Annotated in this window: 10 protein-coding genes; 6 read left to right on the top strand and 4 right to left on the bottom strand. The window is 63.8% G+C overall.

Features of this window, described 5'->3' with window-relative positions; translation table 11 throughout:
• Positions 1 to 72: 72 nt before the first annotated feature.
• From ngg to mnmC, 3 genes are all read right to left on the bottom strand, one after another.
• Positions 73 to 1806, bottom strand: a complete 1734-nt coding sequence (gene ngg / locus HRH33_RS18700; protein WP_167418064.1) for an N-acetylglutaminylglutamine synthetase — start codon at positions 1804 to 1806, stop codon at positions 73 to 75.
• A gap of 3 nt (positions 1807 to 1809) precedes the next feature.
• Positions 1810 to 3582 carry an N-acetylglutaminylglutamine amidotransferase gene (locus tag HRH33_RS18695; RefSeq protein ID WP_167418063.1) on the bottom strand — a complete coding sequence of 591 codons (1773 nt, stop codon included), beginning with the start codon at positions 3580 to 3582 and terminating at the stop codon, positions 1810 to 1812.
• A 188-nt stretch (positions 3583 to 3770) separates the two neighbouring features.
• Positions 3771 to 5759: a bifunctional tRNA (5-methylaminomethyl-2-thiouridine)(34)-methyltransferase MnmC2/FAD-dependent 5-carboxymethylaminomethyl-2-thiouridine(34) oxidoreductase MnmC1 gene (mnmC, locus tag HRH33_RS18690; protein WP_167418062.1), complete on the bottom strand. Its 1989-nt coding sequence runs from the start codon at positions 5757 to 5759 to the stop codon at positions 3771 to 3773.
• Positions 5760 to 5911: 152 nt separating this feature from the next.
• On the opposite strand from mnmC, the gene pap reads away from it, so the two are divergent.
• From pap to HRH33_RS18675, 3 genes are all read left to right on the top strand, one after another.
• Entirely contained in the window at positions 5912 to 7426 is a 1515-nt protein-coding gene (pap, locus tag HRH33_RS18685) for a polyphosphate:AMP phosphotransferase (protein WP_034099313.1), read from the top strand.
• Positions 7427 to 7615: 189 nt separating this feature from the next.
• The gene (locus tag HRH33_RS18680) at positions 7616 to 8800 is read left to right on the top strand and encodes a thiolase family protein (RefSeq protein WP_167418061.1); all 1185 of its coding nucleotides are present in this window, start codon (positions 7616 to 7618) and stop codon (positions 8798 to 8800) included.
• 114 nt (positions 8801 to 8914) lie between these two features.
• Entirely contained in the window at positions 8915 to 9871 is a 957-nt protein-coding gene (locus HRH33_RS18675) for a DMT family transporter (RefSeq protein ID WP_034099309.1), read from the top strand.
• On the opposite strand, the gene HRH33_RS18670 is transcribed toward HRH33_RS18675, so the two are convergent.
• Positions 9868 to 11256: a class II fumarate hydratase gene (locus HRH33_RS18670; RefSeq protein ID WP_167418060.1), complete on the bottom strand. Its 1389-nt coding sequence runs from the start codon at positions 11254 to 11256 to the stop codon at positions 9868 to 9870. The genes HRH33_RS18675 and HRH33_RS18670 overlap by 4 nt on opposite strands.
• A gap of 195 nt (positions 11257 to 11451) precedes the next feature.
• On the opposite strand from HRH33_RS18670, the gene HRH33_RS18665 reads away from it, so the two are divergent.
• The 3 genes from HRH33_RS18665 to HRH33_RS18655 all read left to right on the top strand — a co-directional run bounded on the left by HRH33_RS18665 (position 11452) and on the right by HRH33_RS18655 (position 15259).
• On the top strand, positions 11452 to 11967 hold the full coding sequence (locus HRH33_RS18665) for a DUF2059 domain-containing protein (RefSeq protein WP_032885944.1): 516 nt from the start codon (positions 11452 to 11454) through the stop codon (positions 11965 to 11967).
• Positions 11968 to 11973: 6 nt separating this feature from the next.
• A complete protein-coding gene (locus HRH33_RS18660) occupies positions 11974 to 12270 on the top strand; it encodes a BolA family protein (RefSeq protein WP_034099304.1) in 297 nt (98 codons plus the stop codon).
• Positions 12271 to 12385: 115 nt separating this feature from the next.
• The gene (locus HRH33_RS18655; protein ID WP_167418059.1) at positions 12386 to 15259 is read left to right on the top strand and encodes an RHS repeat-associated core domain-containing protein; all 2874 of its coding nucleotides are present in this window, start codon (positions 12386 to 12388) and stop codon (positions 15257 to 15259) included.
• Positions 15260 to 15293 lie beyond the last annotated feature (34 nt).

The following is a 15293-nucleotide window of genomic DNA, read 5'->3' as shown; positions in this document are numbered from 1 at the left end:
AGTTAAAAGCGGTATCTGAGGCTTGCCGGTAATGCCCTACTCTTGAAGCTCGCAGCTTGTAACTCGAGGCTTCTAACTGTGTGGAAATAGAAGGTCCACAAATCGCTCGGCCGTTGGCTGCGGCTCGTGGTTGGCCAGGCCGGCCCGTTCGTTGGCTTCGATAAACACGTACTCGGGTTGATCGGCGGCGGGCACCATCAGGTCCAGGCCCACCATGGGGATGTCCAGGGCCCGGGCGGCGCGCACGGCGGCGTCCACCAGCGTGGGGTGCAGGATCGCGGTAACGTCCTCCAGGCAACCGCCGGTGTGCAGGTTGGCGGTGCGACGCACAGCCAGGGTTTTGCCGCGTGGCAGGATGCTGTTGTAGTCATAACCGGCAGCGGCGAGGGTACGCTCGGTTTCGGCGTCCAATGGGATCTTGCTTTCGCCGTCGGTGGCGGCCTGGCGGCGTCGGCTCTGGGCTTCGATCAGCGCGCCGATGGAATGCTGACCATCGCCGGTGACTTCAGCGGGGCGCCGGATCGCAGCGGCGACCACTTCGAAGCCGATCACCAGAATGCGCAGGTCCAAGCCCTCGTGGAAGCTCTCCAACAGCACACGACTGTCGAACTGCCGCGCCGCTTCGATGGCCTGCTGCACCTCTTCGATGGTTTGCAGATCCACGGCCACGCCCTGGCCTTGCTCGCCGTCGAGGGGCTTGACCACGACGCGCTGATGTTCGTCGAGAAATTCCAGATTGTCGTCGGCGCTGCCCGCCAACTGCTGGGACGGCACGTTCAACCCGGCTGCCTTGAAGGCTTTGTGGGTCAGACTCTTGTCCTGGCACAGGGTCATGCTGATGGCGCTGGTCAGGTCGCTCAGCGACTCGCGGCAGCGCACGCGGCGCCCGCCGTGGCTGAGGGTGAAGAGGCCGGCGTCGGCATCGTCCACCTGCACATCGATGCCACGGCGATGGGCCTCTTCAACGATGATCCGCGCATAGGGGTTGAACTCCGCCTGCGGACCGGGGCCAAGGAACAACGGCTGGTTGATGCCGTTCTTGCGCTTGATCGCAAACGTGGTCAGCGCGCGAAAACCCAGCTTGGCGTAGAGGTTCTTGGCCTGGCGGTTATCGTGCAGTACCGACAGGTCAAGGTAGCTCAGGCCACGGCTCATAAAGTGTTCGACCAAGTGGCGCACCAGCACTTCGCCCACGCCGGGGCGGGTGCACTGCGGGTCGACCGCCAGGCACCAGAGGCTGCAACCGTTTTCAGGGTCGTGGAAGGCTTTTTGATGATTCAGCCCCATCACACTGCCGATCACCGCGCCGCTGTCTTCATCTTCAGCCAGCCAGTAGACCGGGCCGCCCTGATGACGCGGGGTGAGGCGTTCAGCGTCCACCGGCAACATGCCGCGGCCTTGATACAAACGGTTGACCGCCTGCCAATCGGCCTCGCTCTGTACGCGACGAATACGAAACCCGCGAAACACACGAGTGGCCGGGCGGTAATCGCTGAACCACAGACGCAAGGTGTCGGACGGGTCGAGGAATAATTGCTGCGGGTCGATCCCCAGAATCTGCTGGGGCGCGGCCACATACAGCGCGATATCGCGCTCGCCCGGCTGCTCCTTGAGCAGTTCCTGGGCCAGGCTGGACGGGTCTGGGAAGGTGTGACCGATCAACAAGCGGCCCCAGCCGCAATGCACGGCAATCGGCTCGGCGGCCAGGGGGCTGCCATCTTCGGCCAGGCGGGCTTGCAGGCGCTCATAGGTCGGCGTCTGGCCCTTCAGCAAACGTTGGCTGTAAGCCGCGGCGTGAGGTTTCATCAATCAGATTCCTTGTTCGCTGAGCCACAGGTTCAGCGCCGCCAGTTGCCACAGTTTGGAGCCGCGCAGCGGGGTCAATTGGCCTTGAGGGTCGGTCAGCAGACGATCGAGCATGGCCGGGTTGAAGAGGCCGCGGTCTTGACTCGGGTCCAGCAGCAGTTCACGGACCCAATTCAAGGTGTCGCCCTGCAAGTGCTTGAGGCCGGGCACGGGGAAGTAGCCCTTCTTGCGGTCGATGACTTCGCTGGGGATCACTCGGCGCGCGGCTTCTTTCAGCACTTGCTTGCCGCCATCGGGCAGTTTGAACTTACCTGGCACACGGGCCGAGAGTTCCACCAGGCGGTAGTCGAGGAAGGGCGTGCGCGCTTCCAGGCCCCAGGCCATGGTCATGTTGTCGACGCGTTTGACCGGGTCGTCCACCAGCATCACCGTGCTGTCCAGGCGCAGGGCCTTGTCCACTGCGGCATCGGCGCCCGGCATCGCAAAATGCTCGCGCACAAAATCGCCGGCAGCGTCGTTGACGGTCAGCCACTTGGGCGCGACGGTAGCCGCATAGTCGTCGTAGCTGCGATCGAAAAAGGCTTCGCGATAGGCTGCGTACGGATCGCTGGCGCCATCGACCTGCGGATACCAGTGGTAACCGGCGAACAATTCGTCGGCGCCCTGGCCGCTCTGCACCACCTTGCAATGCTTGGCTACTTCTCGCGACAGCAGGTAGAACGCGATGCAGTCGTGGCTGACCATCGGCTCGCTCATGGCGCGGAACGCCGCCGGCAGTTGCTCGATGATTTCGCTTTCGGCAATGCGCAATTGGTGATGGCGCGTGCCGTAGTGCTTGGCGATCAGGTCCGAGTACTGGAACTCGTCGCCGCGCTCACCGCCGGCATCTTCAAAACCGATGGAAAATGTCGACAGGTCCTGCACGCCGACTTCACGCAACAGCCCCACGAGCATGCTCGAATCCACACCACCGGACAGCAGCACGCCCACATCCACTGCGGCACGTTGGCGGATCGCCACGGCTTCGCGGGTGCTGTCGAGCACACGGTCGGTCCAGTCTTCCAAGGTCAGGTGTTGCTCATCGTCACGGGGGCCGTAGGGCAGGGTCCACCAGGTTTTCTGCTCGATGTTGCCCTGGGCGTCGATGCGCATCCAACTGGCCGGAGGCAGCTTCTCGATGCCCGCCAGCAAGGTGCGTGGCGCTGGCACCACCGCGTGGAAATTCAGGTAGTGATTGAGCGCCACCGGATCGAGGATTGGGTTGATATCGCCGCCCTTGAGCAGCGCCGGCAATGCCGAGGCAAAGCGCAAGCGCTGGCCGGTGCGCGACAGGTACAACGGCTTCACGCCAAGGCGGTCGCGGGCGATAAACAGCCGCTGCGCGTCGCGCTCCCAGATGGCGAAGGCAAACATGCCATTGAGCTTGGGCAGTAGCGCTTCGCCCCAGGCGTGATAACCCTTGAGCAGCACTTCGGTGTCGCCGCCGGAATAGAACGCGTAGCCGAGGGCTTCAAGTTCCTCGCGCAGCTCCGGAAAGTTATAGATCGCGCCGTTGAATGCCAGGGACAGCCCGAGTTGAGCGTCGACCATCGGCTGGGCGGAGCCATCCGACAGGTCCATGATTTTCAGGCGGCGATGGCCCAGGGCAATCGGCCCTTGGGCATGGAAGCCCCACGCGTCAGGGCCGCGTGGCGCCAAATGATGGGTGATGCGCTCAACCGCAGCCAGGTCGGCAGGTTGGGCATCGAAACGTAACTCACCAGCTAATCCGCACATAAATTCCTTACCGGTTTTTCCGTTGGGGAGGGATAGAAGTACCGCGCGCCAAAACGGCGGGTACCCAGAGACTGACCCGAGCAGATTGTGGGAGTTTTAGAACAATACGTTATAAGGCAATGGGCCTTGTCGGCCCACGCGGCCTTGATTGGCCGCGCGGTGGGGATGGCAGCACAGGGTGGCTGGGGTTATGACGCGCCGCTGCCGCGAATCAGCGTGCGCAAGGCGAAACGGTTCGGATGGCAGGCTTCGGCCACACTGCGCGGCAGTGGCAACGGTTCGTTATCCAGCCAGGCCGCCAGCAGTTCCGCACACAGCGGCGCCGTGACCAAACCGCGCGAGCCATGGCCGCTGTTGATGTACAGACCGTCGAGCCACGGGCAGGCAGTGGCGGGGATCTGGCGTGCATCCTTGCGCAGGGCGGCATAAGCCTGGTCGAACGCGCCGCGCTCGGCCAGTGGCCCGACAATCGGCAGGTAGTCGGGGCTGGTGCAACGGAACGCGGCGCGGCCTTGCAGCTGTTCAACGGGCAGTTGGTCGGCGTTCAGGCGCTGCGTGAGGTCTTCGGAGATCTCCCGCAGCATGTCCAGGTTGCCCAGGTGTTCGGCCTGCGTCGGCGCTAGGTCGTCGCTCTTGAAATCGAAGCTGGCTCCCAGGGTGTGCTCGCCCAAACGCGGTGGAGCCACGTAGCCCTCGGCGCAGACCACGGTGGCCAGGGCTTGGCTGGCGACGGTCTGCGGCAAGCGGGTGATTTGCCCGCGAATGCGTTTGAGCGGCAGTTCGGCGCTGGCCGGGAAGCGCTTGATTTCGGCGGCGCCGGCCAGCACCACCACGCTGGCGCTGGCCAATACGGTGTCGCCGTCGAGGGCCTGCCACTGGCCTTGGACCTGTTGCAGCGCCAGCACGTCACGGTGTTGCAACACCTCGATCAACGGGTGCCGTGCCTGCCATTCACACAGCGCCGGCGGGTGCACCCAACCGCCTTCGGGGAAGAACAACCCACCGTGTTCCAATGCCACCCCGGCCCGGGCCTGGGCCTGGGCCGGGTCCAATACATGCAACAGCGTCGGGCTGAACGCCGCTGCCAGTTGGGCCTGGCGTTCGGCTTCCTTGGCGTTGAAGGCCAGTTGCAGTACGCCGCAGCCGTCCCAGTCGACGCCACGGTGCAGGTGTTCGAGCAGGCGCCGGGTGTGGCCGAACCCGCTGAGGATCAACTGCGACAACGCGGTGCCGTGGGCCGATAACTTGAGGTACAGCACACCCTGGGGATTGCCCGAGGCTTCCTCGGCCAGGCCCGCGTGGCGCTCCAGCAATTGCACGCGCCAACCGCGCGCGGCGAGGCTGGCGGCGGTGGTGCAACCGGCCAGGCCGCCGCCGATCACCAACGCGCTGCGTTCGCCGTGGACCGGCGCGGGGCGCGCGAACCAGGGTTTGATCGGTGCTGGCGCCGCTGTGTCGGCCGGCCAGCCGAGAAACTCGCCGCGCAGGATCTCCCATTTATGCCCGATACCTGGCGTGCGTTTCATCTTGAACCCGGCGGCATTGATCAAGCGTCGCACCCAGCCGGTGCTGGTGAAGGTGCTGATGGTCGAGCCAGGGGCCGCCAGCCGAGCCAGTTCGGCGAACAGCTCGGCGGTCCACATGTCGGGGTTCTTGGCCGGGGCGAACCCGTCGAGAAACCAGGCGTCGACCTGGGCGTCCAGTTGCGGCAATTGCTCCATGGCATCGCCGATCAGCAGGGTCAGGGTCACGCGGCCGCTGTCCAGCAGCAGTCGTTGAAAACCGGGATGGATGGCGTGGTACTGCGCCAGCAAACGCGCGGCGAACGGTTGCAGCTGCGGCCAGAGAGCGAGGGCGCGTTGCAGGTCGGCGTGGGTGAGAGGGTATTTTTCCACGCTGATAAAGTGCAGGCGCGCGTCGGCACAGGCGTGCTGCTCGAACAACTGCCAGGCGCAGAGAAAATTCAAGCCGGTGCCGAAGCCGGTTTCCCCGATGACCAGGCGCTCCCCCGGTTTGAGGGCGGCGAAGCGTTCGCGCAGGCGGTTCTGTTCCAGAAACACGTAGCGGGTTTCTTCCAGGCCCGATTGGTCGGAGAAATATACGTCGTCGAACACCCGCGAATGCGGGCGACCTTCTGCGTCCCAGTCGAGCTGGGCATTGGGCGATACGGGGGTCATGGGCGGCTCATAACTAAGCAGGCGAAAGCAAGGCGGCCATTCTAGCCGATCAACCCCATTTGAATTGACCCACGGCAAGGGCGCGTTGAATTTCCTTCCGCACGGCGTTGCCCAATCCGCTAGTCTTGCTCACTTCTGGAACGGAGCCGCCCATGTTCGAATCTGCCGAAATCGGTCACGCCATCGACAAAGCCACCTACGACGCCGAAGTCCCGGCCCTGCGCGAAGCCTTGCTGGAGGTGCAGTACGAACTGCACCAGCAAAAACGCTTCCCGGTAATCGTGCTGATCAACGGCATAGAAGGGGCAGGCAAGGGTGAAACGGTCAAGTTGCTCAACGAGTGGATGGACCCGCGCCTGATCGAGGTGCGCACCTTCGATCAGCAGACCGACGAAGAGCTGGCGCGCCCACCGGCCTGGCGCTACTGGCGCCAACTGCCTGCCAAGGGCCGCATGGGGGTGTTTTTCGGCAACTGGTACAGCCAGATGCTGCAAGGCCGCGTACACGGCCAGATCAAGAATGCCCGGCTCGACCAGGCCATCGCCGGCGCCGAACGTTTGGAAAAAATGCTCTGCGACGAAGGCGCGCTGATCTTCAAGTTCTGGTTCCACCTCTCCAAGAAGCAAATGAAGGCGCGGCTCAAGGCCCTGGCCGACGACCCGCTGCACAGCTGGCGCATCAGCCCGCTGGACTGGCAACAGTCCCAAACCTACGACAAGTTCGTGCATTTCGGTGAGCGCGTGCTGCGCCGCACCAGCCGCGACTATGCGCCCTGGCATGTGATCGAAGGGGTCGACCCGTATTACCGTGGCCTGACCGTGGGCAAGATCCTCCTCGAAGGCTTGCAAAACGCTCTGAAAATGGCCAAGGCCAGGAGCAGCGGCATGAACCCCGCGCCGCTGGTGGCCTCGGTGGACCGCAAGAGCCTGCTCGACAGCCTCGATATGACATTGCGCCTGGACAAAGACGATTACGAAGAACAGCTGATCACCGAGCAGGCGCGCCTCTCCGGTTTGATGCGCGACAAACGCATGCGCAAGCACGCGCTGGTCACGGTGTTCGAAGGCAACGATGCGGCGGGCAAGGGCGGCGCCATCCGTCGCGTGGCGGCGGCGCTGGACCCGCGCCAGTACCACATCGTGCCGATTGCCGCGCCGAGCGAAGACGAACGAGCCCAGCCGTATCTGTGGCGCTTCTGGCAGAAAATCCCGGCGCGCGGCATGTTCACCGTGTTCGACCGTTCATGGTACGGCCGCGTGCTGGTGGAGCGTATCGAAGGCTTCTGCACCTCGGCGGATTGGATGCGCGCCTATGGCGAGATCAACGATTTCGAAGAGCAACTGCGCGATGCCGGGGTGATCGTGGTCAAGTTCTGGCTGGCCATCGACAAGGACACCCAACTGGAGCGCTTCCAGGCGCGCGAGTCGATCCCATTCAAACGCTTCAAAATCACCGAAGACGACTGGCGCAACCGCGACAAGTGGGACGACTACCGCACCGCCGTGGGCGACATGGTCGACCGCACCAGCACCGAGGTGTCGGCGTGGACATTGGTGGAGGCTAATGACAAGCGCTGGGCGCGGGTCAAGGTGCTGCGCACCATCAACCGCGCGTTGGAGGAAGCGTTTGCCCAGTCCGAAAAGCACGATAAAAAGACCAAAAAATAATCACGCCCTGTATGACAGACCGGACCGCGTGGTGGTGAGCTGGCTTGCTGTGGCGAACGGGCTCATCACCTCCCCAGCGCCCCCGCCGAGCCATGCTTTTGCATACGCCGGATGAATGATCATCGCGGCCGGGCAGGCGCGGATCTATCCTCGATCCATCTCCCAACAATGACAAGATCGAGGTAGCCCATGCGTGAAGTAGTGATCGTCGACAGCGTGCGAACCGGCCTGGCCAAGTCCTTTCGCGGCAAATTCAACCAGACCCGTCCCGATGACATGGCGGCCCATTGCGTCAACGCGCTGCTGAGCCGCAACGGCGTCGACCCGGCCAGTGTGGAAGACTGCATCGTCGGTGCCGGTTCCAACGAGGGCGCCCAGGGCTACAACATCGGGCGCAATGTGGCGGTGCTTTCGCAATTGGGCACCGGCACGGCAGGCATGACCCTCAACCGCTTCTGTTCCTCGGGGTTGCAGGCGATCGCGATCGCGGCCAACCAGATCGCTTCCGGCTGCAGCGACATCATCGTTGCCGGCGGCGTGGAGTCCATCAGCCTGACCATGAAAAGCGTCAACACCGATAACCTGATCAACCCGCTGCTCAAGGAGCAAGTGCCGGGCATCTACTTTCCCATGGGCCAGACCGCCGAGATCGTCGCGCGGCGCTACCACGTCAGCCGCGAAGCCCAGGACCTCTACGCCCTGCAAAGCCAGCAACGTACGGCCCAGGCCCAGGCGGACGGCTTGTTCGACGATGAAATCGTGGCCATGGCGGTCAAGTACAAAGTCGAAGACAAAAACACCGGCGCGGTGCAGATCCTTGACGGCGTGGTCGACCGTGACGACTGCAACCGTCCCGACACCACCCTGGAGAGCCTGGCCGGGTTGAAACCGGTATTTGCCGAAGACGGTTCGGTGACGGCGGGCAACTCCTCGCAACTCTCCGACGGTGCCTCGATGACCCTGGTGATGAGCCTGGACAAGGCTCTGGAGCTGGGGCTCAAGCCCAAAGCGTTTTTCCGTGGGTTCGCCGTCGCCGGTTGCGAGCCGGACGAAATGGGCATCGGCCCGGTGTTCTCGGTGCCCAAGTTGCTCAAGGCCAAGGGCCTGCAAGTGGCGGACATCGACCTGTGGGAACTCAACGAGGCGTTCGCGTCGCAGTGCCTGTACGCACGGGATCGCCTGGAAATCGATAACGCCAAATACAACGTCAACGGTGGATCGATCTCCATCGGCCATCCGTTCGGCATGACCGGCTCGCGGCAAGTGGGTCACCTAGTGCGCGAGTTGCAGCGGCGCAACCTGCGTTACGGCATCGTCACTATGTGCGTGGGCGGCGGCATGGGCGCCACCGGCTTGTTCGAAGCCGTGCGCTAAGCCACGGGTGGGAGGGGCAAGACCTCTCCCACCGTTAAACAGCACCGTATCCCAATGCGTGCGCTTGCCCCTAGAATGGCCGCTCCTCCACCTCTGGCATTTTTTGGGGCACTCATGCATATCTCTTCCGGCCGCTGGGTCTACGGTTTCTTCCTGACCCTGCTGACCGCGCTGCTCTGGGGCATTTTGCCGATCAAACTCAAGCAAGTATTGCAAGTGATGGACCCGATCACGGTGACCTGGTTTCGCCTGACGGTGGCCGGCAGTTGCCTGTTCGTTTACCTGGCCGCCACCAAGCGCTTGCCCAGTCGCAAGGTGTTGGGCCCCAAGGGCGGTTGGCTGGTGGCCATGGCGGTGTGCGGCCTGGTGGGCAACTACGTGTTGTATTTGGTGGGCCTCAAGCTGCTCAGCCCCGGCACGGCGCAACTGGTGGTGCAGATGGGTCCGATCTTTCTGATGATCGCCAGTGTGTTTGTGTTCAAGGAACGCTTCAGCCTGGGCCAGGTGATTGGCCTGGTGGTGCTGATCGTCGGGTTCGGGCTGTTCTTCAACCAGCGGCTGACGGAGTTGCTAACCTCCCTCGGCGCCTATACCGCCGGTGTACTGACGGTGCTGCTCGCCACCTCCATCTGGGTGTTCTACGCACTGGGCCAGAAGCAATTGCTCACGGTGTGGAATTCGTTGCAGGTGATGATGGTGATTTACCTCTGCTGCGCCGTGCTGCTGACCCCCTGGGCGCATCCGCTGGAAGCCCTGCAACTGAGCCCGCTGCAAGGCTGGCTGCTGCTGGCGTGCTGCATGAACACCCTGGTGGCATATGGCGCGTTCGCCGAAGCCCTGGCCCATTGGGAAGCGTCGCGGGTCAGCGCGACCCTGGCGCTCACGCCCTTGGTGACCTTCGTCGCGGTGGCGCTGGCGGCGTGGCTGTGGCCCGACTATGTGCAGGCCGAAGAGATCAACGCCCTCGGCTATTTCGGCGCGGTGGTGGTGGTATTGGGCTCGGCGGCGGTTGCCCTGGCGCCGTCGTTGTTCGCCGGGCTCAAGGCCCGGCGATTGCGCATGGCGCCTTAATGCCCCGCCTCCAGCATGTTTTCCGGACGCACCCACTGGTCGAACTCGGCGTCGGTGAGGTAGCCCAGATCCAGCGCCGCTTGCCGTAGCGTCAGTCCCTCGGCGTACGCTTTCTTGGCGATCTGCGCCGACTTGTCGTAGCCGATATGCGGGTTGAGCGCAGTGACCAGCATCAAACCGCGTTCCAGGTGCTCGGCCATTTGCCCGGCATCCGGTTCAAGCCCGGCGATGCAATGCTCCTGGAAGTTGTTGCAGCCATCGGCCAGCAGGCGGATCGATTCGAGCAAGTTGTGGATGATCACCGGCTTGTACACGTTCAACTGCAAGTGCCCTTGGCTTGCTGCGATGCCGATGGTCACGTCGTTGCCCAGCACCTGGCAGGCCAGCATCGACAGCGCTTCGCACTGAGTGGGGTTGACCTTGCCCGGCATGATCGAGCTGCCCGGTTCGTTGGCCGGCAGTTTCACCTCGGCCAGTCCGGCGCGCGGGCCCGAGCCCAGCAGGCGCAGGTCGTTGGCAATCTTCATCAGCGCCACGGCCAGGGTTTTCAGCGCGCCGTGCAAGGTCACCAGCGGCTCATGGCCGGACAGCGCGGCAAACTTGTTGGGCGCGGTAACGAACGGCAACCCGGACAGCGCCGCCAGCTCGGAAGCCATTGCCTCGCCGAAACCCTGAGGGGAATTGAGCCCGGTGCCCACCGCCGTACCGCCCTGGGCCAGCTCGCACACGGCGGGCAGGGCGCTGCGGATAGCTCTTTCGGCATAGTCGAGCTGGGCGATGAACGCCGAGATTTCCTGACCGAAGGTGATCGGCGTGGCGTCCATCATATGGGTGCGGCCGGTCTTCACCAGTTTCATATGTCGCGCCGACAGTTCAGCCAAGCCGCCGGACAGGTAGGTGATCGCCGGTAACAGTTGTTGATGCACCGCCTGCACGGTGGCGATGCTCATGGCTGTGGGGAAGCAGTCGTTGGAGCTTTGCGAGCGGTTCACATGGTCGTTGGGGTGGACCGGGCTCTTGCCGCCACGGGTCTTGCCGGACAGCTCGTTAGCGCGGCCGGCGATGACTTCGTTAGCGTTCATGTTGCTCTGGGTGCCGCTGCCGGTCTGCCACACCACCAGGGGGAATTGACCGTCGTGTTGACCGTCGAGCACCTCATCGGCGGCCTGTTCGATCAGGCGCGCGATGTCGGCGGGCAAGTCGCCATTGCGGTCGTTGACCCGCGCCGCGGCTTTCTTGATCAGGGCCAGGGCATGCAGAACCGCCAGGGGCATGCGTTGCTCGCCAATCGCGAAATTGACCAGCGAGCGCTGGGTCTGCGCACCCCAGTAGGCGTCATCCGGCACCTCTACGTCGCCCAGGCTGTCGGTTTCGATACGGCTCATCGTGCATCCTCCTTATCCAGTCGAGAGAGGTCAGTTTAGGCCCTGGGCACGCAGATGGGTTCCACAAACTTTCTTCACTGGCGTCTGCGCCCCGCAAAACCAGGGCTGACAAGGGGTGGGGTTGAGCCGCGAGGTTTTTTAGGCGCAGAATGGTCGCCCTTGGGGTTTTACCTCGCCAGCTAGAAAGGAAACTCGATGACTCGTCTTCGTGCCATCTGTACCGCGGTTGCTCTGGTTTGCGCCAGCGGCCAGGTTTTTGCCGATACCGCCAGCCACAACGCCAGTGCCGAAGCCTTCCTGACCCTGGCCCATGCCGACAAGCTGGGTACCCCGGTGTACATGCAAGTGCAGCAAATGTTCGCCCAGCGTTTTGAGCAGACCAAAGCGCCCGCCGCCAAGCAATCGGTGCTCGACAGCTACCAGGCCAAGGCCAATGCCGCCCTGGACCAGGCCATCGGTTGGCCGAAGCTCAAGCCGGACATGGTCAAGCTTTACACCACCAACTTCAGCGAATCCGAACTCAAGGACCTGGTCGCGTTCTACCAGTCGCCGCTGGGTAAGAAAGTCCTGGAGAAAATGCCGCAGCTGACCCAGCAATCGGCTCAGATGACCCAGGCCAAACTGGAAAGCGCCGTACCGGTGGTCAACAAGCTGTTGGAAGACATGACCAACGAGCTGACCCCAAAAGCCGCACCGGCCAAGAAGAAGTAAGCAGCAATGACTATGCAACAGCGTATCGAAACGGCGCTTGCCGCCCTGGCCCCGGATCACCTGAGCGTGCTGGACGAAAGCCATATGCACAGCCGTGGGTTGCAGACCCACTTCAAGGCCGTGTTGGTCAGCCAGCAGTTCGCCGGGCTTAACCGCGTCAAGCGCCATCAAAAGGTCTACGCCACATTGGGTGACCTGATGAGCGAGTTTCATGCGCTGGCGCTGCACACCTACACGCCCGAAGAGTGGGCGACCATCGACGCAGCGCCGGCCTCGCCGACCTGCGCTGGCGGGCACGCGTAATGTGGCGGGCTTCAACCGGTGTTGACCGGTTGAAGCCCACATACCCGGCTACCGCCGCTCCCCGTTCAGGCTCCCTAGGCTCAGGTGACCATTGTGTCCTTGGAGTCATGAGTCCATGCCTGCTTCACTTCATCGCAATACCCCCTCGCTGACGGCGTTCGACCCCCGTGGTCTGCCAGTGCGCAACGTCGCTTACCACCGTGCCAGTGCCGAGGATGCGCCCACGCCCCGCGTGCGACGTGCTGTCCACAGTGCCAACGGTTTTGTGCTGGAGCAGTGGGACCCGCGCCTGCAAACCCAACCCAACCAACGTTATCTCTATAGCCTGTCCGGCGCGGTAGTGCGGCGTCAGGACGTGGACGCCGGCCTGCGCCTGCTGCTGGCCGCGCCGTCCGGGCAGGTAGTGCAGGCGTGGGATGGGCGCGGCGCCCATCAGCGGCATGAGTACGATGCGCTGCTGCGTCCGGTGGCGGTGTTCGAGCAAGCCGCCACGGATGCGCAACCGCGTTGTGTCGAGCGGCTGGTCTACGCCGCGCCTACCGAAGAACATCGCGCCTTGAACCGCAACGGCCGCCTGCTGCGGCATGCCGACCCGGCGGGCACCCAGGTGTTTGACGCGTACGGGATGGGGGGCCAGGTGCTCAGCCAAACCCGGCGTTTTTGCCAGCTCGGCGCTGACGTCGACTGGCCCCAGGCTGCCGCCGCCCAGGATGGGCTCCTGCAAAACCGGGCCTACACCACGCGTTGGCGGTTCGATGCATTGGGCGCCACGCTGGAGCAGATCGACGCCAGGGGCAATAGCCGGCAGTTCCTGTATGGGGTCGACGGGCAATTGCAAACAAGCAGCCTCAGTTTCAAGGACGGCGCGCGCAAAGCCTTGATCGAGCGCTGCCTTTATAACGCCGCCGGCCAGCTGGAATCGGCGCTGCTGGGCAACGGGGTGAGCCGCCAGGCGCACTACGGCGTCGAGGATGGCCGCTTGCAACGCTTGACCGCGCAGCGCGCGGGGGAGACTTCGGCGCTTTTGCAGGACCTGCGCTACGCCTACGACCCGGTCGGCAACGTGGTCAGCCTGCTGGATCAGGCGCAACCGACGCAGTGGCACAGCAATACTCAAATCGAGGCCGCCAGTCACTATGCCTACGATTCGCTGTACCAGTTGATCCAGGCCACGGGGCGTGAAAGCGCGGTGGCGAGCATCGGCCCGGGGTTGCCGGCGCAAGTGTCTTTCGGCGCGACCGACAGCGGCCTGTGGCGCAATTACACCCAGCGCTATGAGTACGACGCCGCCGGCAACCTGACCCAGTTGCGCCATGCGCCGTCGACGGGCAGCGGTTACACACGCACCTTGCAGGTGGCGGATAACAGCAACCGTGGGCTGCACGACGAAAGTTCGGCCCAGGGTTTTGATGCCAATGGCAACCAGCAATGGTTGGCGCGGGGCCAGCCGATGCATTGGAACGTGCGTAACCAATTGGCCAAGGTCACCCTCGTGCAACGCGAGGCCGAGCCCGACGATGAAGAAACCTACGTCTATGCCAGCGATGGTCAGCGCGCCCTCAAGCTTATCCATCGCCAAGTCGCCGGGCAGCGGCAAACGGCGCGAGTCTATTACTTGCCGGGCCTGGAGGTCCGCCACAGCCCGTCCCATCAGTTGAATGTGCTGCGCGTCGAGGCGGGGCCATGCGCGGTCGAGGTGCTGCAATGGGAGCAGGGGCCGGAGGCGGGCGCCGGCCATGAAGCGTTGCGCTTTTGCCTGACGGACCATCAGTCCAGCCATACGCTGGAGCTGGACGAACAGGCGCAGTTGCTCAGTCAGGAGAGCTATTTTCCGTTTGGCGGCACGGCGTGGTGGGCGTCGCGCAATGCCTTGGAGGGGCACGAGAAAAGCCGGCGTTATTGTGGCAAAGAGCGCGATGCCAGCGGTTTGTACTATTACGGTTTTCGCTACTACGCGCCGTGGTTGCAGCGCTGGATCAACCCCGACCCGGCGGGCGCTGGCGACGGCTCGAACCCTTACCTGATGGCCAATAACAACCCCGTTACGCTTGTCGATGTGATGGGCCTTCAGCCGGCCGCTGCGGAAACCACACGCATAGTGGGCGGGCTGATCATCCTGTTGCTGTTTGCCTTGATGGGGCTGAGTGCCGGGACGTTGCACGGCGACGCGGCCAGCGGCGCGGCCGTGGGCGCGCTGATCGGAGGGCTGTTGTTCGGCGCCAGTCGTCTGCGCGGTTACCGTGAAATGCAACCCCAGGCCATGGCCAGGGCAGATGAGGAAGCCGAGCAACAGTTCGCCCGGTCGGTCACGGAACTGGCCCTCGACTTGGCCCAGCAAGCGGGTTTGAGCCACCAAGAAACAGAGCGGCTGGTCAACTTCGCGTATGAGCGCCGCCATGGTGAAGAGGGCGTTTCGATTTATTTGTCTGTGAAGGACGACCGCGTATTGGGTTATGTGGGGCCGGTGGATAGAACGGGACGGGTCGATACCTTGCTGACGGATACGCGTAACCCCGGCCCCGAGATAAGACGCATGGGGTTCAGCACCCTCGTGTTGCGTGGCCCCGCTCGGGCGATGTCCCCCACCGGCGCTGCGCAAGGGGTGGCCGGCGCCTTCGAGGTCGTCGCCACGACGCAGGCGGCGAGCGGCGGGCGTGCGCGCCGAGGCCGACAGTCCAGCGCCGCAGTGCCGGGCATGGCGCCTTCGGGCAGCTCTGCCGCGCTGCCGGTGATGCGCATCGACAGCGCATCCGTGGCTGATATCGACCCCCGTAGCCGTGCCGGACGCAGTATTGCCCTGACCCTCAGCCACCTGCGTGAACGTCGGTTTGGCGCGATTCACTGGCATCAGCACGACGATCGCCTGTGGTCGGCAGACCTGCACGGTTATGCCGCGACGCGCGGGCGTGGCGCCTACCGTTTGATGTTCAGGCACTTGGGCGGCAGCCACTATCGCGTAGAAGGCGTGCGTCAGCCGCACCGGCGCTGACGCCAGGCGTGGCTGCCAAGGACTTGTTCGGTCC

The sequence above is a fragment of the Pseudomonas rhodesiae genome (genome assembly GCF_013285305.1).
In the GTDB taxonomy this organism is placed as follows: domain Bacteria; phylum Pseudomonadota; class Gammaproteobacteria; order Pseudomonadales; family Pseudomonadaceae; genus Aquipseudomonas; species Aquipseudomonas rhodesiae.
This window is presented reverse-complemented; position numbering and strand designations above follow the sequence as displayed.